Annotated in this window: 16 protein-coding genes and 1 riboswitch; of the genes, 7 read left to right on the top strand and 9 right to left on the bottom strand. The window is 42.7% G+C overall.

The window, feature by feature from the left end:
• Positions 1–276 precede the first annotated feature (276 nt).
• A complete protein-coding gene (msrA, locus tag P855_RS0117920) occupies positions 277–750 on the bottom strand; it encodes a peptide-methionine (S)-S-oxide reductase MsrA (protein ID WP_028784852.1) in 474 nt (157 codons plus the stop codon).
• Between the two features lie 204 nt (positions 751–954).
• Positions 955–1,068, bottom strand: a riboswitch (SAM riboswitch).
• Between the two features lie 143 nt (positions 1,069–1,211).
• Between msrA and P855_RS0117915 the strand changes: the two genes are divergently transcribed.
• Positions 1,212–2,621, top strand: a complete 1,410-nt coding sequence (locus P855_RS0117915) for a Na+/H+ antiporter NhaC family protein (RefSeq protein ID WP_028784851.1) — start codon at positions 1,212–1,214, stop codon at positions 2,619–2,621.
• Between the two features lie 121 nt (positions 2,622–2,742).
• Here the strand turns inward: P855_RS0117915 and P855_RS0117910 are convergent, their stop codons facing one another.
• Complete coding sequence (locus tag P855_RS0117910; RefSeq protein WP_028784850.1) at positions 2,743–4,050, bottom strand: lysine N(6)-hydroxylase/L-ornithine N(5)-oxygenase family protein; 1,308 nt, start codon at positions 4,048–4,050, stop codon at positions 2,743–2,745.
• 145 nt (positions 4,051–4,195) lie between these two features.
• Positions 4,196–5,254, bottom strand: a complete 1,059-nt coding sequence (locus tag P855_RS0117905) for a C45 family autoproteolytic acyltransferase/hydolase (protein ID WP_028784849.1) — start codon at positions 5,252–5,254, stop codon at positions 4,196–4,198.
• Between the two features lie 118 nt (positions 5,255–5,372).
• Between P855_RS0117905 and P855_RS0117900 the strand changes: the two genes are divergently transcribed.
• Complete coding sequence (locus P855_RS0117900) at positions 5,373–5,864, top strand: DinB family protein (protein ID WP_419177285.1); 492 nt, start codon at positions 5,373–5,375, stop codon at positions 5,862–5,864.
• Between the two features lie 58 nt (positions 5,865–5,922).
• Here the strand turns inward: P855_RS0117900 and P855_RS0117895 are convergent, their stop codons facing one another.
• The 3 genes from P855_RS0117895 to P855_RS0117885 all read right to left on the bottom strand — a co-directional run bounded on the left by P855_RS0117895 (position 5,923) and on the right by P855_RS0117885 (position 8,634).
• The gene (locus P855_RS0117895; RefSeq protein ID WP_028784847.1) at positions 5,923–6,348 is read right to left on the bottom strand and encodes a universal stress protein; all 426 of its coding nucleotides are present in this window, start codon (positions 6,346–6,348) and stop codon (positions 5,923–5,925) included.
• Positions 6,349–6,418: 70 nt separating this feature from the next.
• A complete protein-coding gene (locus P855_RS0117890) occupies positions 6,419–7,156 on the bottom strand; it encodes a Cof-type HAD-IIB family hydrolase (RefSeq protein ID WP_037986462.1) in 738 nt (245 codons plus the stop codon).
• A 137-nt stretch (positions 7,157–7,293) separates the two neighbouring features.
• A complete protein-coding gene (locus tag P855_RS0117885) occupies positions 7,294–8,634 on the bottom strand; it encodes an MATE family efflux transporter (protein ID WP_028784845.1) in 1,341 nt (446 codons plus the stop codon).
• A gap of 445 nt (positions 8,635–9,079) precedes the next feature.
• Here P855_RS0117885 and ectA point away from each other — a divergent pair, with 445 nt between their 5' ends.
• The 5 genes from ectA to P855_RS0117855 all read left to right on the top strand — a co-directional run bounded on the left by ectA (position 9,080) and on the right by P855_RS0117855 (position 14,302).
• Complete coding sequence (gene ectA, locus P855_RS0117880; protein WP_028784844.1) at positions 9,080–9,589, top strand: diaminobutyrate acetyltransferase; 510 nt, start codon at positions 9,080–9,082, stop codon at positions 9,587–9,589.
• 52 nt (positions 9,590–9,641) lie between these two features.
• Positions 9,642–10,919 (top strand): diaminobutyrate--2-oxoglutarate transaminase, encoded by a 1,278-nt coding sequence (gene ectB, locus P855_RS0117875; protein ID WP_028784843.1) that lies wholly within the window; start codon positions 9,642–9,644, stop codon positions 10,917–10,919.
• 28 nt (positions 10,920–10,947) lie between these two features.
• Positions 10,948–11,334 carry an ectoine synthase gene (locus P855_RS0117870; protein ID WP_028784842.1) on the top strand — a complete coding sequence of 129 codons (387 nt, stop codon included), beginning with the start codon at positions 10,948–10,950 and terminating at the stop codon, positions 11,332–11,334.
• A gap of 825 nt (positions 11,335–12,159) precedes the next feature.
• The gene (gene pepT, locus P855_RS0117860; protein WP_028784841.1) at positions 12,160–13,392 is read left to right on the top strand and encodes a peptidase T; all 1,233 of its coding nucleotides are present in this window, start codon (positions 12,160–12,162) and stop codon (positions 13,390–13,392) included.
• Positions 13,393–13,471: 79 nt separating this feature from the next.
• Entirely contained in the window at positions 13,472–14,302 is an 831-nt protein-coding gene (locus P855_RS0117855; RefSeq protein WP_028784840.1) for an STAS domain-containing protein, read from the top strand.
• Between the two features lie 86 nt (positions 14,303–14,388).
• Here the strand turns inward: P855_RS0117855 and P855_RS0117850 are convergent, their stop codons facing one another.
• From P855_RS0117850 to P855_RS0117840, 3 genes are read right to left on the bottom strand one after another with little or no spacing between them, the layout of a single operon-like run.
• Complete coding sequence (locus P855_RS0117850) at positions 14,389–14,952, bottom strand: TetR/AcrR family transcriptional regulator (RefSeq protein ID WP_152526271.1); 564 nt, start codon at positions 14,950–14,952, stop codon at positions 14,389–14,391.
• Positions 14,949–16,349, bottom strand: a complete 1,401-nt coding sequence (locus P855_RS0117845) for an efflux RND transporter permease subunit (RefSeq protein WP_028784838.1) — start codon at positions 16,347–16,349, stop codon at positions 14,949–14,951. Before P855_RS0117845 ends, P855_RS0117850 begins: the two co-directional genes overlap by 4 nt.
• Positions 16,339–17,442 carry an MMPL family transporter gene (locus P855_RS0117840; protein ID WP_028784837.1) on the bottom strand — a complete coding sequence of 368 codons (1,104 nt, stop codon included), beginning with the start codon at positions 17,440–17,442 and terminating at the stop codon, positions 16,339–16,341. The genes P855_RS0117845 and P855_RS0117840 overlap by 11 nt, the downstream gene beginning before the upstream one ends.
• Positions 17,443–17,583 lie beyond the last annotated feature (141 nt).

The following is a 17,583-nucleotide window of genomic DNA, read 5'->3' as shown; positions in this document are numbered from 1 at the left end:
AGTCAAATCAAGTTTAATAAAGGTTTAAAGTATAAGTAAAACTAAGACTTTCGCCATACACCCTTGGCGATAAGCCAAGTTTTTCTAATCACAGAAAGGATTGACTTAAGACCTCGAGGGGGTAGGCGCTGGCCGGTGAAAACGCCACGTCCTGTGGCGTCACCGGCACTAGCACGTCCCGTGCGTCGGAGCTGGATGACACCCACCGCCTAAAGTTATTCACATAGAGAACATTTTATAATTTCCTAGCTTGCAAAAAAAAATCGTGTGATTGACTCACACGATTCCACAAGAAGCAGTTCCATTCTTTTGTAAGTATTTTTGATGGTACTCTTCTGCATCATAAAAAGGTCCAGCTTCTTCAATCTCTGTAACAATTTCCGTTTGAAAAACGCCTTTTTGGTTCCATTCGGTCAGCTTTTGTTCAGCTGCCTTCCGTTGGGTCTCATTCGTGTAAAAAATGATGGAACGGTATTGAGAACCGACATCTTCTCCCTGACGATTACGTGTTGTCGGATTGTGGCATTCAAAAAAAGCATCCACCAGTTCCCCATAAGAGATTTTTTCAGAGTCAAACTCTACCTTCACTGATTCCGCATGACCGGTTGTGCCTGTCTTCACTAATTCATACGAAGGTTTTTCGACATTGCCTCCACTGTAACCTACTCTTGTCTGTTCTACTCCATTTATTCTTTCAAACCATGCCTCTACTCCCCAAAAACATCCTGCTGCAAATACTGCTGTTGCCATCACTCATCGCTTCCTTTCCACTCACGTAACTTCTTTCGCAAGAGATTGACGAGCCTTTGTACGTTCAGAAACACCTGGCTTCTCGCTAAGTTTTATAGCGAAAGCCTAAGTGTTCCTTATACTCTAATCTTTTAACAAAATTAAAGTACAAAAAAATCCCTTTCTTATCCAAAAGAAAGGGATCCGTACGTTTATGCATACGTCCTCTCATCTTTCAGGATCATTCATCCTGCAGGAATTGGCACCGTTCGGGTCATACTATAATCCGATGGTTGCCGGGCATCAAAGGGCCAGTCCCTCCGCCTCTCTGGATAAGAAGTTAACGATAGTATTTAAATTTGTAATTCTTATCTTACAATAGATTCTATGCCGAAGTAAAGAGATAAAACCATTTTTTTCGAATACTTTCCTTTCATTTTTCACAACCTATATGGAGCATGTTCAGGGAAAGAGGTGTACATATGGGTTGGCTGTCCGTCATACCATTTATTGCTGTTGTCATTGCTGCTATCTGGACCAAACAAGTAGTACCAAGTCTCTTGTTGGCTGTTGTGGTTGCGGGTTACCTGGCAGAACCCGACTGGCTCGGGGGAATGACCACTTCACTGGGATTTATTATCCAAGGCTTACAGGATGAAAACAATTTAAAAATCATCATCTTTCTATATGCTTTCTCATCGTTGATCGGGTTAATCAAATTCGCTGGAGGAATTAAAGGCTTCGTCCGATCAGCAACTGAAAAAGTCAATACCAAACGTGGAGCATTCATGCTCACATGGCTTTCATCTCTTGGAACTTTCAGTGCGCCCAGCTTCCGTATCGTAACGATAGCCCCCGTCATGAAAGCGATGAGAAAAAAACTTCCGATGACCAAGCAGGAGCTGGGTTTCGTCATTGAGACAACTGCTTCTCCTCTTGTAGTCCTGATTCCTGTCGCTACTGCTTTTGTAGGCTATATGAGCTCGGTCATTGAAATGTCACTGCATCAGGCAGGTACAAAAGGAGATCCCTATATGCTTTATTTACAAAGCATCCCTTTTAACTTCTTTGCTTTCGCTATGCTTGGAATCGGCTTTTATCTGAGTTTTTTTCATCGTAATAAAAAATCAGCAACCGACGCGGAAGATGGTACAAACAAAACCGCTGATGAGGATGATCAATGGGAAGACTGCCACCCTGCTGTTGCTAAAGACCTGCCATCCCGGCCATGGACACTGATTTTGCCTCTTTTCAGCGTCATCATCCTGACTTTCTTACTCATGTATGTGTTGGGGTTGAAAAAAGATAAAGAAGGCCTTCAGGCGTTGATCAATGCCAATGTACTGGATGCGATGGTATTGGCGGTAGTATTAACTATTTTATTTCTGATGATTTATCTAAGGATTGTCAACCAGCCCTTAAGACAGATGATGAACACGCTGATCAACGAAGGAAACGAAATGATGGGGGTCATCGTCCTGCTTGCCATGGTATGGGGACTGAGTAAAGGATCGGAGGAATTGAAATTTGCAGATACGGTTTCTTCATCGTTTGCATGGATTCCCCCCGGTTTCGTTGCTGTTGTATTATTTGTAGTGGGCTGCGGGTTGTCTTATTTCATCGGTTCTTCATGGGGAACATGGGGGATACTTATGCCAGTCGGATTGTCTATTGCCGTCACTGCGGGCAGCTCTTTGCCCATTGTTATCGGAGCTGTATTCGCAAGCGGCACATTCGGGGCGTTTGCTTCTCCTTTAAGCGACGACACAAACACTACAGCTGGAATATTGAAATTAAATCCTGTGAAATACGCGAAATTCAAGCTCAAACCCGCACTGATTGCCGCCGGAGTTGCTGCTGTCATATACTTTGCCTTGTCCTTTTTCATGTAAACAACCGTATGTTTCTGAGAGCCGGCATAAAAAACACAGGAGTTGGCTCTCTTTTTCCGCTTTTATAAATACTCGGTATAATAACGGCCAGCTCTTCTGATGACAAAGAGCTGGCCGTTTCTTATTGTGCGCTGAAATTTTGAAAAACGTTTTTCTTCGGGAGCTTATATATTTCGCTGTCGAGTAAATGATTGATAATCACTTTATTTCGATGAATCGCCAGACCAAGATTGGTAGACCCGACACCATGGGTATGAGAAATCCCGCTGTGTACATAAATTTCGTTCCCTGCATCTGTCGTTTGTAAACGGTAATCCCCTGCCACCTTATAGCGTCCCTTCTCGTCCCATTCGATGATTGATTTAAGACTATCAATGAATTCAGGGACAAGCGGTTTGTAGCCTGTGGCTGTGATGACCACTTCACTGTTATGAGTGAATATTTCTTCGGTTTCTATGTGCTTACAATTGATGCGATATCCATTCCCATTTACATCTGCCTCGATATTCTCCACTTCTGACAGTACTTGAAGCCCGACATCCAATTCTTCCTGGCCGACGGAATGTTCATACAACAGATTATAGATGTCCGTCACCGTGTGATTGCTTATTCCCTTATAATAAAGTCCCTGCGTAGGAAAAATTTCATCCTTCTTCTCCTGTGGCAGCTGGTAAAAATAATTGACGTAGTCCGGAGAAAAATGCTCGAGACTCAGTTTCGACTCTTCCATCGAATCGAAGCCAGGCGACCGTGTGATCCAGTCGAGTCTGTAGCCGTATTCCTTTTGTTCTTTTAATAATTCACGGAATGCCTCAGCAGCACTTTGGCCGGAACCAATGACAGTAATCGACTTCGCTTTTTTACAACGGTCCTGATGGTGTAAGAATTCTGCTGTATGAAAAACATCTTCCTCAGGAAGTCCTTGGAAGGAGGGTGGTACTGCAGGCACACTTCCCGTTCCTAACACCAGATTTTTAGTGCGGAAAGCACCTTTTTCATTCGTGCCCAAATTCAGGACTTCCACTTCGAAATAGCTTTCATTATCTTTTACATGCCGAAGATTCGTTACCCTGTGTCCAAACTGGCAGCTTTCCAGCTGTTTAGCTACCCACTGGCAATAATCATTATATTCCCGGCGCGGAATATCAAGGCGCTGTAAAAAATAAAATTGATACATACGGTCATGTTCATTGATATAGTTCAAAAAAGTATACTTGCTGCGTGGGTCGGCCATCGTAACTAAATCAGCCAGGAATGGAACCTGGAGTTTCGTTCCTTCAATCAACATACCTGGATGCCACTCGAACTTCTCTTTCTGCTCGAAAAAAAGTGCATCCACATCGGGCTGATCATCCAGCAATGCGGCAAGGCTCAAGTTGAACGGTCCTACGCCGACTCCGACTAAATCGTATAGTTTATCTGTACCCATATGCTTCACTTCCCATGTCCGTTGAATTTCTCGGTTAGTCTTACCTGCCTTCTATCGTACCATATAATTATGTAAACACTTTTTATTACAAAAAGAAGACGATAAGCAGTTACACTTATCGTCCTCCATTTCGAACTAATCTATTCTATTTAGAACTGAAGTGTGCCCCTTCCTCACTATGGACAAAGGGAATGTCTGTATCGACCTCTCCTTTTAATTGATCCAGTGGTATGTCTTCGCCTGTCAGCCATTTATCGAAATCCAATTCGACCGGCTCCTGGTCTCCGCCCAATGCAAACCAGGCTATCCTATCGTGAGGAAAGTAAGCAGACGTATGGATGGTACCAGCCCAGCTTTTATATTTCTTTGAAAAAACACCTTTATCGGTATCATTCATCAACCGGAAAGCATCATAAGCTTCTTTTGTCCCACCCTGTTCCATTGCAGCCATCCGCTTATAAGAGTCGGCAAGGTGGTTTCGATTTTCATGCTTCATAATCTCAAAATGATTCGTACACATCGCTGATTTACGAACCTCTACTCCACGGGGAGATGCCTCGATAACGTATGCCTCTCCGCTTCGGTCATAAACAATATAGCTGAATGAGTGACGATGAGGGATTTCCTTCAACATCGCTATCGCTTCTGCCACATCAGCACAACTCTCCAACACGAGGCGGCCAATCATGCAGCATATGAAACCTAAGCCCGGCTTTTTGCGATGCATGAAATTGTATCCCATCACAAGTCCTTTTTCATTCATTCCGTCCATACGTCCTGTAATCCGCTGAGATGGACCGGCAATTGCGTAACCCTGATCCGTCGGCTGAAAAAATACATACCGGCCCTCATACGTTTTCGGCTGATAATCATAATTACGAACAAAGTAATTATCGCCCGTCAAAATTGAACAACCAGACTTTTGATAATTAACGCGATAGCCGCCAAATTCCTTCATGACCCGCTCCATCGGCCAATCAAGTGAATCCCGCAGCCCTTCCAGCTCAGCCCAGACTCCTGGAGCGAATTTTGTAATGGCCGCTTTTACTTCTGCTTCTTCGACCGTGAAACGCGGGATCCGCACCTTCCATTGCTTTTCACGATTTTTCACCGTCAACGAATCCCGTAATAACTCTCCCTGCTTATAGCCAAAATCATAATGTGTGCCTCTGAATTGTAGTATGTCACTATGTATTTTCTTCAAAATGATCCCTCTTTTTGTCAAAGTATGCAATGTCATAATCCTACCTGTAATCGTCATCGTTTTTCAAATGAATGGAATTATTTTAAGATGGAAGAAGTAATTCAATTTAAACGGAAGGGTGAATCCATTGTATCAAATAGAAGAGAAGCGCCAGCAAGTCCTGGACTTTGTTAATGGTTTGAACGATGAAGATGCACGTACAAAACCTGATGAAAATACATGGTCGATTCTCGAAACACTTGAACATTTGTACTTGATAGAAGGTTGGGTCACGCAGCAATTAAAAGAAGCGTTAGCAAAAGAAGAAATTCAAGAAGTCAGGGAAAAGCCGGTTGAACGTACTGTAGATCGCTCTCATAAAGTGGATGCCCCAGAGTTCCTGCGCCCGAAAGGCCAGTTCGAATCTATCGAAGAAGCCACCGACAGCCTTGCCAAAACAAGAGATTCGTTATTATTTCTCATCCGAAACTATGACCAGGAACAACTTCGAAAAAGAGCCCTCCCGCACCCTGGTTTTGGAAAAATGAATTTGGAGCAATGGGTCGAGTTCATCGGCTATCATGAGCTCCGTCATCTCCAACAAATGAAAGAAGTGAAAAACGTTCTATAGGCGCACCACAAAAAAAGCCAACCCAAAAGAGGGCTGGCTTAAGCTTCTATATTTTAAATTATGGCACTATAGTTACCGGAACTTTTGCTGAATGGAGCACGCTGTAGCTGATACTGCCCAGGATTGCACCTCTCAACGCGCCTCTTCCTCGTGATCCCATGATGATTCCTTCGACCTCTTCCTCATCCGCTGCTTCACATATAGCTGGAGCTATTTTCCCGACCATCTTTCTCGTTTCTACGGAGACAGAAACGCTTTTCAGATGGTCATCCGCCAAAGCAATAGCTTCATTAGCAGCTTTTTCCTGCTGAGCTTCAATTTCTTCATTTGTAAACACTCGATGGGTGTTATATGTGTCGAATAGCGGTTGTACATTGACGAGTAGGATTCGATTACCATTCTGTCGGGCGAGTTTAGCTGCATAATCAAGGGCACGCAGAGAATGCTCGGAACCATCTACCGGAACGACGTATTTCTTGACCATTTTTACCCCTCCCTTTCCTGGGAATCTACTTTTATTATATCACATTCCCAGGGATGAACGTGCTTTCTGGTCAATCGTTCAAAATTCGCTCAATTGCATGGGCGACCCCATGCTCGGTATTCGCCAATGTCACCCAATCCGCCTCTTCTTTGACGATGTCCTGAGCGTTTCCCATCGCTACACCGAAGCCCGCCTCGCGGATCATTGCGATATCATTTAAACTGTCACCCACCGCCATCATCTCGTGCATGGACAGATCAAGCCATTTACTGACCTTCCTCAATGCAGCAGCTTTGTTGACACCAGAAGCATTAACCTCGATATTCGTCAAGCTGGAGTTGGTTACTTCCAATGCTTCATTCTTTATCAATTCATCAAAAATCACCTGCCGCACTTCATCGTCTTCGATATCAAAACCGAACTTCAACCATTCATATGTTTCAATATCTCTATCGAACGGCTGTCCTGAATTGAACATCCCTTCAGAGGTGGTCGACCAGAAAATAGTGTCGTGCTGCTCTTTTAACTCCCAAAGCCGCTTAACCAGGCTGGCATCGAGGGGCTGACGATCAACCAAGTCAAAATTATGGTCATAAATCTCCCCGCCATTAACTGTGACAATATAGGAAGAGCGGCCAAGTTCTTCAGCAATACTGCGACAGTTCGGAAGTGACCGGCCAGTGCTTAATACAACATGAATGCCTTGTTCCTTAGCGCGCTGAATAGCTTTTTCATTCTCCTTTGATACGTGCCCTTCATCATTAACCAGGGTTCCATCCATATCTAGTGCGATTAATTTTATATCCATAGCTAACACGTCCTCTCATTTGCTGACCTCATTTTAATATAACTTCATAACTTTTTACAGAGTAACAGAAAAGGAAGGATGGATTCACCCCAGAATACCTTTTAAAAAAAAAGATGAATCCCCCTCTTCGAGAGAATTCATCCTTGCTCAAATAACTGCTTACTGCTCCATTTTCCGTAAATATAATAAAGAATGGCCACCACACTGCTGACGATAAAGCTTACCCCCATACCCAGCGCAATTCCCGACTCTCCAAACAACTTTGAAAATAGGGCGGTCAACGGGTAACGAAGAACCCAGAATGAAATGATATTAAGCACCAGTACCTGGTACATCGCACCTGATGCCCGGACGATTCCATTCAAAATAAAATTTATTCCGAGGAACGGATAAAAGAACGCTACGATACGGAGGTATTTACCGCCGAACGCCACAGAATCTTCTTCCTGTACGAATAATCTGATTCCATATTCTCCGAACAACACTAATGCCAGAGCCACAATTATCATAATTATCAACGTGTATAACAATCCATAGCGGGCTATTTTATGTACCCTATCCCAATTCTGCACCCCAATATTCTGTCCGGCCATACTGTTTACAGCTGTGGCCAAAGCCATTGGCGGCAACATTAATACACTATCCAAACGCTGAGCTGCACTGAAACCTGCTACTATATCCTCCCCAAATGCTGTAACCACACTCATGATGGCAGCCACCCCTGCTGATATAACCGCCATTTGAAGACCGGAAGGAATCCCTAATTGCAGGATTACAGATACCTCCTGTTTATTTGGAATAGTTGGAACAGTGAATGGAGCCAATTGCTGTTTCAGAACAATGTAAACGCCATATAAGAAAGATATTCCCTGTGAAACAACAGTAGCATAGGCCGCTCCGTCAATACCAAGGTTGAAAACGGAAATGAATATGGGGTCAAGAACAGCGTTCAATAGAACGGCCACCATGACAAACCTCAGCGGGGTCTTGCTGTCCCCTATTGCTCGCATGACTGTCCCTATGAAGTTATACCCCATTAAGAAAAAAATGCCGATCGAATTGATCTGCAAGTAAGCTTTTGCTCCAGGGATCATTGCATCGGGAGTTCCAAGCAGCAACAAGATACGTTCAGCCAGGATAAATCCAAGCAGACCAAGGGCAGTGGATATGAATAATAAAACTACTACAAAAGCATTTAAATATTGCTTCAGCCCCTCCGTGTCATCCTTCCCCTTTTGTTGGGATAAAACCGTCAGCGTCGCATTATTAAGGCCTATGATGAATGAAAGCATGGTAAATATCACGGTACTTGCAACAGCAACGGCGCCCAATGCATTTCCGCCAAGAAGGTTTCCGACCCACATGCTATCGATGAATTGATAGGATACCTGCAGCAGATTGGTCAACATAATCGGACCAGAAAAGGCAACCAGCTGTCTCCCTATACTTCCATTCGTGAAATTATGATGATTTTTCATAACTAACTTCCTTTCAACTATTACTTTATCATCGTTTCTGAATATTTGCTGTTTGTAGTTTTTCAGTTGTATGAAAGGTTTAACATTGGTGTGTCTGTATGCATCATTAGGTGAAATGCCTTAATAACCAGCATGATCAAAGGTTTTTCATACAGAGAAGGAGCTTGATGACCAGAAAAACATCAAAATAAAAAGTAGTTTTCTCCCACCTTTGAAAACCTTATCATATCAAGGGTTCAACTTTCGCTTTTTTTAAAACTTTTAGAAAATTATAGAATACTAAAGCATTTTTCAAAGAATTAACGCTTAAGTGACGCTCAGTATAACTCAGCGACAATAAACATCATTCAGCATGATTAAGCTAGTTTGATAAAAAAATATGCTCGATTTAATATTATCAAGTATGTAAGGTCACCATTATAAAAAATGGAAAGGAGAATCCACCATCACTCAAACGACCAAAGAACGAACAGTTACCCTTTCATTCAGCGAACCAACTCTAGATGATGGAAAAGCAATGTGGGAATTAGTAGATAATTCCAGTCTTGATCAAAATTCAGCGTATAAATATCTCATGATGAGTGAGTTTTTTTCTGATACTTGTGTAATAGCCAAGGAAAACGAAAAATTAGTTGGATTTGTTACCGCGTTTATCCCCCCTGAACATCCTGATGTGGTGTTTGTCTGGCAGATTGGCGTCGATTCCTCCCAGCGTGGCAAAGGAGTCGCTTCCAAACTTCTCAATGAACTCGTAGCACGGGAAGCATGCCGGGAAGTACGCTACCTAGAAGCGACAGTCACCCCATCAAATGAAGCATCTCAATCATTATTCCGAAGACTAGCACGTGATCACGACACCGAATGCAAAGTGACAGAGCGTTTTACCGAAGAAATGTTCCCGGGTGACGGTCACGAAGAAGAACTGAATTTCCGAATTGGCCCATTTAAAAAGTAATTTTTCATAAATAATCACCAAGTAGACTGATGCTAAAACAAGGAGGAAAACAATGACTAAAACTGATATGAATATCTTTGAAAAATACGAATCTGAGGTACGCAGCTATTGCCGCGGCTTCCCTACTGTTTTTTCTAAAGCGAAGGGTTACAAGATGTGGGACGAAGACGGAAAAGAATATATTGATTTCTTCTCCGGAGCCGGTGCACTAAACTACGGACACAATGATGACCATATGCAGGATAAGCTGGTGGATTACATCAAGAGCGACGGTCCTACCCATACGTTGGATATGGCTACAACTGAAAAAGCGAACTTCCTGAAAAAGTTCAATGAGGTCATTTTGAAACCACGCGACCTCGATTACAAAATCATGTTCCCTGGGCCAACTGGGACTAATACGGTAGAAAGTGCGCTGAAACTGGCTCGTAAAGTGACTGGACGTACAGATGTCATCAGCTTCACGAACGGTTTCCATGGTATGACAATTGGTTCTCTATCCGTTACTGGCAATGCCATGAAGCGTAAAGGTGCCGGAATTCCATTGAATAACACGGTTACTATGCCATACGACAACTTTGTTGACGAAAGCATGGATACGCTTGACTATTTAGAGCGCTTCCTGGAAGATAACGGAAGTGGTGTTGATTTACCAGCTGCAATGATTCTTGAAACTGTCCAGGGCGAAGGCGGCATCAATGCTGCCCGTATGGAATGGCTGAAAAAAGTTGATGAAATCTGTAAGAAATGGGACATCCTGTTGATCATCGATGATGTGCAGGCAGGTATCGGTCGTACAGGAACTTTCTTCAGTTTCGAGCCAGCAGGTATCAAACCTGACATCGTATGCCTGTCCAAATCTTTGAGCGGCTACGGGCTTCCATTTGCTATCACATTGTTCCGTCCTGACCTTGATATCTGGGCTCCAGGTGAACACAACGGAACATTCCGCGGCTTCAACCATGCATTCATCACAGCTTCTGCCGCGCTGGATTATTGGAAAGATGAGCAATTCGAGAAAGGTATCCAGCAAAAATCGGAGAAAGTCAAAGATTTCCTTGTTGGACTAACGGAAAAATATCCAGAGCTGCAAGGTACTTTCTGCGGTCGTGGACTGATGGTCGGTATCGAATGCGCAAAAGAAGGTCTTGCCGATGAAGTCGCAGCTGAAGCTTTCAACCGCGGTCTGATTATGGAAACTTCCGGACCGAAAAGCGAAGTATTCAAATTGTTCCCACCATTGAACATTGATGATGAAGGTCTTCAAAAAGGCTTTGACATCATAGAAGAAAGTGTAAAAGCACTAGTAAGTGAACCAGTAACTAACTAAACTTTCAACAAGCCAGGAGGAATTAGACATGAAAACAGTCAAACTACAAGACGTAATCGATTCAGAAAATCACGTAAAAGCAGATACTTGGGAAAGCAGACGCTTGGTATTGAAAAAAGACAACATGGGTTATTCCGTCCATGATACAATCATCAAAGCTGGTACAGAAACACACATCTGGTACCAGAACCATTTAGAATCTGTCTACTGCATTGAAGGCGAAGGCGAAGTAGAAACAATAAAAGACGGAAAGGTTTGGCCAATCGAGAAGGATACCATCTATGTGTTGGACCAAAATGACGAACATTACCTTCGTGCCAAAACCGATATGCGCATGGTATGCGTCTTCAACCCTCCGATCACAGGACAAGAAACACATGACGAAAATGGTGTTTACCCACTAGTAGAAGATTAATGGCTCGAAAATCAAAGCTCCCAACCTAGCTTGGGAGCTTTTTTCATTTTATCTCCAGAATTGAAGCCACCTTTTTTCTCAAAAGGTTTATTCAACAATATGGCCGGATTATGGAAGACTTGGTTTCAAGATAAGGGGTTCTTTATCATAAAAGCGTCAGGGGTGGTTTGGAAACTACTCGCTTTCCAGCTTCATCGCCTAGACACTCGCGACATAAGCAGTCCATCAACGGGAAGAAAGAACCCTTCCCTTTTGCTGTTCTGCTTATGCGTGTCGTGTCTCCCAAGGCGATTATGCATTCATTTCTTTCCTGCGGGGGACCTGGCAAGCTTCCTCGGGCTATCGCCCTGTGGGATCTTGCCTAGCTCCTTCTCCCGCGGGAGTCTCGCAGTTTCCCTACCACCCCATCCGAAGGATGGGAGAAACGAACCCCTGCCATACATGAAGATGTCTTCCAAATTCACCGCCAAACAAGGCCTCTTTGTACCTATTAGTATGTTTGGATGACTCTGCCTGCCAATGTTTTCGTTTCTCTTATAGACGTAAGGAGGGCCGGGAAATTGCGAGACTCCAATGGGAGGATAGGACATGGTGAGATCCCGCAAGGCAGAGCCTGAGGAAGCTCACCGTGCCCATGGAAAGCGAGTGATTTCCCGGCCCTCCAAACCGTTACTATCGTAACGGAAACAATGTATCTTGAAACTGAGTCTTCAGCTATTGGGAGCTTTAACTGAAAAGGTGAACTCTCGGCAGTCTTAAGCTCTGTCTGGATATCTATGACTTTCATGCTATATAATGAATGAAAAAGCAATGGAGGCTTACATAATGAAAGATATACTAATCGATCGATTCACGAGATACGTCAAAATAGATACGCAATCAGATGAAAATAACCCTGAGTGCCCGTCTACTCCCGGGCAGCTTAGCCTCGCTAACATGCTAGTCGATGATTTGAAGGAAATCGGCATGCACGAAGTATCCATTGATGAACACGGTTATGTGATGGCCTCGCTGCCTTCGAACACCGATAAACAGGTCCCTGCTATTGGATTCCTTGCCCATATCGATACAGCTACTGATTTCACAGGGAAAAACGTCAACCCTCAGGTTATAGAAAATTATGATGGCAAAGAAGTAACCTTGAATGCTGCACATAACACCGTTTTATCACCGGAGGAATTTCCGGAACTAACTGGATATACAGGTCATACGCTTATAACCACGGACGGTACTACACTGCTTGGGGCTGATAATAAAGCGGGCGTGACCGAAATCATGACAGCAATGGAATATCTGCTTAATCACCCTGAAATCAAACACGGTGATATCCGGGTCGCTTTTACACCTGATGAAGAAATTGGCCGTGGCCCCCACAAGTTTGATGTGGGGCGGTTTAATGCCGATTTCGCTTATACAGTAGATGGAGGGCCCCTCGGTGAACTTCAATATGAAAGCTTCAACGCGGCAGGAGCCCGTCTAACTTTTAAAGGAAATAGCGTACACCCTGGTACAGCAAAGGGAAAAATGGTCAATTCCGCTAAAATGGCAATGGAGTTCAATGACCACCTACCAACAGAGCAAGCCCCAGAGTTTACCGAAGAATATGAAGGATTCTACCACCTTATTTCTATGAACGGTAATGTCGAAGAAACAGAACTGATTTATATTATCCGGGATTTTGATAAAGAAGAATTCGTTGCCAAGAAAGAGAAACTGCGGGGTATTGCAGCAAAGATGAAGGATAAATATGGAAAAGAACGAATTATTTTGGAGATGGAAGACCAATATTATAATATGGGCGAAAAAATAAAACCTGTAAAAGAAATTGTAGATACTGCTTATCAAGCGATGAAAAATCTTGAAATAGAACCGCTTGTCAAACCGATCCGGGGAGGTACCGACGGCTCCCAGCTCTCCTATATGGGACTTCCGACACCTAATATTTTTACTGGCGGGGAAAATTTCCATGGGAAATACGAATACATTTCTGTAGAAAATATGGAAAAAGCGACTCAGGTCATCGTGGAAATAGCTGGCTTATTTGAAAAGCAGGCTTGAGGAGATAAATTCAAGTGTGAAGCTTTCCTCTAACGGGTATTAACTAGAAGGAGATTATTGATTTTTGGGGGAGTGTAAATTGACAAAAAATGAAGCATTACGCGACTATTTTCTTGACCATGCACAGCAAATGACTGATGAATGGTACGAAACATTAGAAGAAAACGATCCAGCATCTATTTATGCTGTAAGAACACCTGAAGTCGCCGAAAAATTGAAAGAGCAAAATTTTCAGTTCCACCCGTTCTTCACCCAGATTTTCATCCTTGATGAAGAACAGTGGAAAGAAACCTTTCAAGAGTGGGCATCTGACATATCAAGCGATGAAAACCACATAACCACACCAAGCCACTATGTCATACGTGAATTCATGAGGGTACGGATGCAGTACATTGCTTATATGAAAAAATTCATCGAGGAATATGATGGACATATCACTCAACAGGAAATTGATAATTGGAACGAATTAATTATCCGTGGTTTCGATAACGCTATCCTTCAATTTGTGGAAGGTTCAAATAAAAACTCCAAAGAACTTTTAAAAGCAAAAGAAGATATTATCCAGCAGTTGAGCGCCCCTGTCATCGCTCTCGATGAGAAACGGGCATTGCTTCCGCTTATCGGTGAAATTGATAGTGAACGGGCCGGAGTAATTCTTGAAAACACGCTCCACCAATGTTCGAGGTTAGGAATCGGTCAGTTATATATTGACTTGTCTGGCGTAGCGACGATTGATACACTTGTCGCCCATCAAATTTCAAACTTGATCCAGTCCCTGCAGCTGCTAGGTATCAAACCGACGATTTCCGGTATGCGCCCGGAAATCGCTCAGACAGCTATACAGCTTGGTATTGCATTCGATGATGTTTCCATCAAGTCATCATTAGCAAATGCGATGGGGCAAAAATAAAGGTACGGCAAAATCACCTGCCAGGCAGGTTCATCCATTCCAATACCTGAAAAAGTCAGTATGTCTAAGCATACTGACTTTTTATTTCATAGTAAGGCCATCAATGATTGAACGTACTTTTCAACAAGCTTATCCTTCTCCATTCTATCGAGCGTATGGAAAGGCTGTTCATTCGGGAGCACAATGTGACTCAGGAATATTCCACCTAACTGCCGCGCGCATAGTTCTGTATCAACATATTCTCCGTCAAAGTGATGGTCCAGGCCATGTTTCAAACTCGTAAATATAATATTCGGAAGGTCGATCTCTTCCGTAAGATTTCCCATTAGACTTTCTGAAATCAACATTTTTACCAATGGGGTGTTTTTCGAAAGTACCTCCAGTCGATTTTCAATGATTGATTGAAAGAAATATTCGGTATCCCCTTCGTCAGCAAGCTTCATGACATGGGAATTGAACTGATTTTCAAGTACATGCTTAATGACAGTAATAAATAGGTTTTGCTTGGTAGCAAATTTGCGGTACAACGTCACTTCGGCTACATCCGCTTCCTTAGCTATCTCCTGTGTGGTTGCCTGCAGCCCTTTTTTGACAAATACAGCAACTGCTGCTTTTACTATTTGATCGGTTTTATCTCTCAAACCCTTCACCCCATTTGTACTTCCTTATTCTCCTTTATTTTCACAAAACGGTCCAGAATAATCAAGATAGCAGGCATGACAACGACAGTACTGAACAGCGCCAGGGAGATATTGATCAAGGTCATCAAACCAAAATTACTTAAAATCACAAAGTCGGATATAAGCAAGGCACTGAAACCGCCTATTGTGGTCAAGGCCGAAGTGAAAATCGCCTTCCCGATTTTCCGGTTGGAAATTCGGATAGCCGCTTCGCTATTGTTGCCCTTTTTTCGTTCTTCATAATAACGTTCCATGATAAGGACCGTAAATTCTGTTCCAATACCAATGATCAACGCACCCAGAGTTGCCGTCAACGGGGTGTAATCGATCTCCAAAAAGTACATCGCCGCCCCGGACCATCCAACAATCAGAATGATTGGAATCAAAGGGATGAACGCTTTTACCGGATGGCGATAGATCAGCAGGAGTCCTAAGAAGACAAGCCCCATTCCTAATAAGGTCATTTGGTATCTTCCTGAAGTCAAGGCAGAAATCATCTCAACATCAAGAACGGATTTTCCCGTAATCGTAGTTTCTACATCAGCAGCTTCGTTTTCCTCTAAATAAGTTTTTAAGTCATTTAAGAATTCCTGCAATGGTTCGGATTCCATATGCTTGATTCCTATATTGATTACACCCTGAGTATGCTCTTCATTGATCAGCAGTTTGACCTGCTCCTCTGGCATATCTTTCAAATGCGATACCCAGTCTCCATTTTTCGGGAGTTTCCCTTCATTCATCTGCTTGACAGCAGTAGTGATTGATTTTGTATCTACAACTTCTGAAAATTCCTCATCCAACGAGGCACTGACACCATCAACCCATTCCATCGTGTCGGGGCTTATTACATCCTCTCCCTGGTAAACGATGGACACTTGATCGGTTGTGCCAATGATGGCTCTCAGCTTATGAATATCCGCAAGCGCCGGGTCATCCTGGGGCATAAAGTTCTCAACATCGGTTTCGACACCCGCATCTTTATCCACCCATATTCCTAATGCCGCTGTTACAATAGCCAGGATGAGGATGAGCCATCTTAATTTAATTAATTTTCTCGTTAATTTATCAAGAACCCCATCAAACTTTCCTTCCTTTTTACTCCTGGATTTCTTTTTTTTCCTGCTCACAAAAAAACGATCGCGTGTGTATAAAATGGGAATCAGCAAAAGTATTCCCATAAAGAAACTGACGATCATACCAATGGTCAACATTTTACCGAAATCCTGAATCATAGGAACCGGCGAAGTATAAAGTGATATGAAACCTAACGCTGTCGCTATCAAAGCAGTCATTACTGCAGGAACCATCTTTGTAATGGTGTGCAGCACACTTCTTTCTGATGTATTTGTTAAAAATTTATTCCTCATAAATATCCTCCCCTTCTCCTAATTCTTCGGTGTAACGGCTGTGGAACTGGATAGCATAGTCAATACCCAATCCGATTAAAATAGGGAATACAGCCATGGACACCATCGTAATCGGAATATTGAGCCAGCCCATCAGACCGACAGTTCCGATAACAGCCACTAGAATGACCACTAAAGGTAGTAAGCGCCAACTTACTTTAAAAACAACAGAAAGAACAATGATCATGAATGCTACAGAAAGCATCAGCATTTTCTGCATGCTTTCTTTCATGGAAGTACGAATGGATTTATCTAAAACAGGCTTTCCAGACACCATTATTTCTGCATCCTCATTCGTATTTTCTTTTATATAATTATTGATTGTTGCTATAGTATCGCTTTTTTTGACATCATCCACATTTCCTTCGAACTTGATAATCATCAGCATATACTTTTCATCAATGACAAATTCTTCAAAAGAGCTTCTAAGCTGATCGTCATCATTATAAATCATATGGTCCAGTGTCGATTGTTTTTCGGGCAGACCTGCCTGTATCGTATCAGAATAATCGATCATCATTTTCATGTTCTCACTGATAGAAATAAGGTTTGCCATCTCTTCCCTCTGTTGTTCCTGTTCAGCTTGGGAATTTTCCAATTGCCCGGTTTGCTGGCTCAATCCTTGTTCCAAATTGTTCAACCCATTGGCTCCCATTTCATCTAACCCATCAATGATTTCCTCTACACCCTGCTTATAATTATCCTGTTGCTTGCTGGATATCTCTTCGACCAACGTGACCGGACTCAATATACTGAAAATCGCATCATTATATTTGAGCTGGTCTTCAAGGCCTTTCATATGGTGGAGGTTTTCAGGAGTAAGCAAGTTATCTCCTTCATACACAACGGTTATCGATTCACCACCAAACTCCTCTTCCAGCTTTTGATTGTCCTCATACACTTTCGTATCGGCACGTACTAATGTTTCATTTCCGGTAGCCATATTTACACGTTGAGCCCCGACTGCCAATAAAACTATAATTGCTAATGCAACGAAAATAACCCGCATCGGATGACGTGTGATTAACTGTGAAAAAAATTTCAAGACCCTCATGATTCTCGCCCCTTTTGAATGTTAGTGATAACTTACATATAATCAAAAAAATATAACCGGCTAGTTCACCGGTCTAACATATGTTAGTTGTTACTAACATTCATTCTATAGCATCGCACGATTTTTGTAAACATTAAAAAT

Source organism: Thalassobacillus devorans MSP14 (assembly GCF_000496835.1).
Classification (GTDB): Bacteria; Bacillota; Bacilli; order Bacillales; family Halobacillaceae; genus Thalassobacillus; species Thalassobacillus devorans_B.
Note: the sequence above shows the minus strand (reverse complement) of the source record. Positions and strands in the feature narration are given on the sequence as shown.

Coding starts and splice junctions, on each gene's coding strand:
- msrA (WP_028784852.1), bottom strand. CDS start 750: ATGGCAACAGCAGTATTTGCAGCAGGATGTTTTTGGGGAGTAGAGGCA.
- P855_RS0117915 (WP_028784851.1), top strand. CDS start 1,212: ATGGGTTGGCTGTCCGTCATACCATTTATTGCTGTTGTCATTGCTGCT.
- P855_RS0117910 (WP_028784850.1), bottom strand. CDS start 4,050: ATGGGTACAGATAAACTATACGATTTAGTCGGAGTCGGCGTAGGACCG.
- P855_RS0117895 (WP_028784847.1), bottom strand. CDS start 6,348: ATGGTCAAGAAATACGTCGTTCCGGTAGATGGTTCCGAGCATTCTCTG.
- P855_RS0117890 (WP_037986462.1), bottom strand. CDS start 7,156: ATGGATATAAAATTAATCGCACTAGATATGGATGGAACCCTGGTTAAT.
- P855_RS0117885 (WP_028784845.1), bottom strand. CDS start 8,634: ATGAAAAATCATCATAATTTCACGAATGGAAGTATAGGGAGACAGCTG.
- ectB (WP_028784843.1), top strand. CDS start 9,642: ATGACTAAAACTGATATGAATATCTTTGAAAAATACGAATCTGAGGTA.
- P855_RS0117870 (WP_028784842.1), top strand. CDS start 10,948: ATGAAAACAGTCAAACTACAAGACGTAATCGATTCAGAAAATCACGTA.
- pepT (WP_028784841.1), top strand. CDS start 12,160: ATGAAAGATATACTAATCGATCGATTCACGAGATACGTCAAAATAGAT.
- P855_RS0117845 (WP_028784838.1), bottom strand. CDS start 16,349: ATGAGGAATAAATTTTTAACAAATACATCAGAAAGAAGTGTGCTGCAC.
- P855_RS0117840 (WP_028784837.1), bottom strand. CDS start 17,442: ATGAGGGTCTTGAAATTTTTTTCACAGTTAATCACACGTCATCCGATG.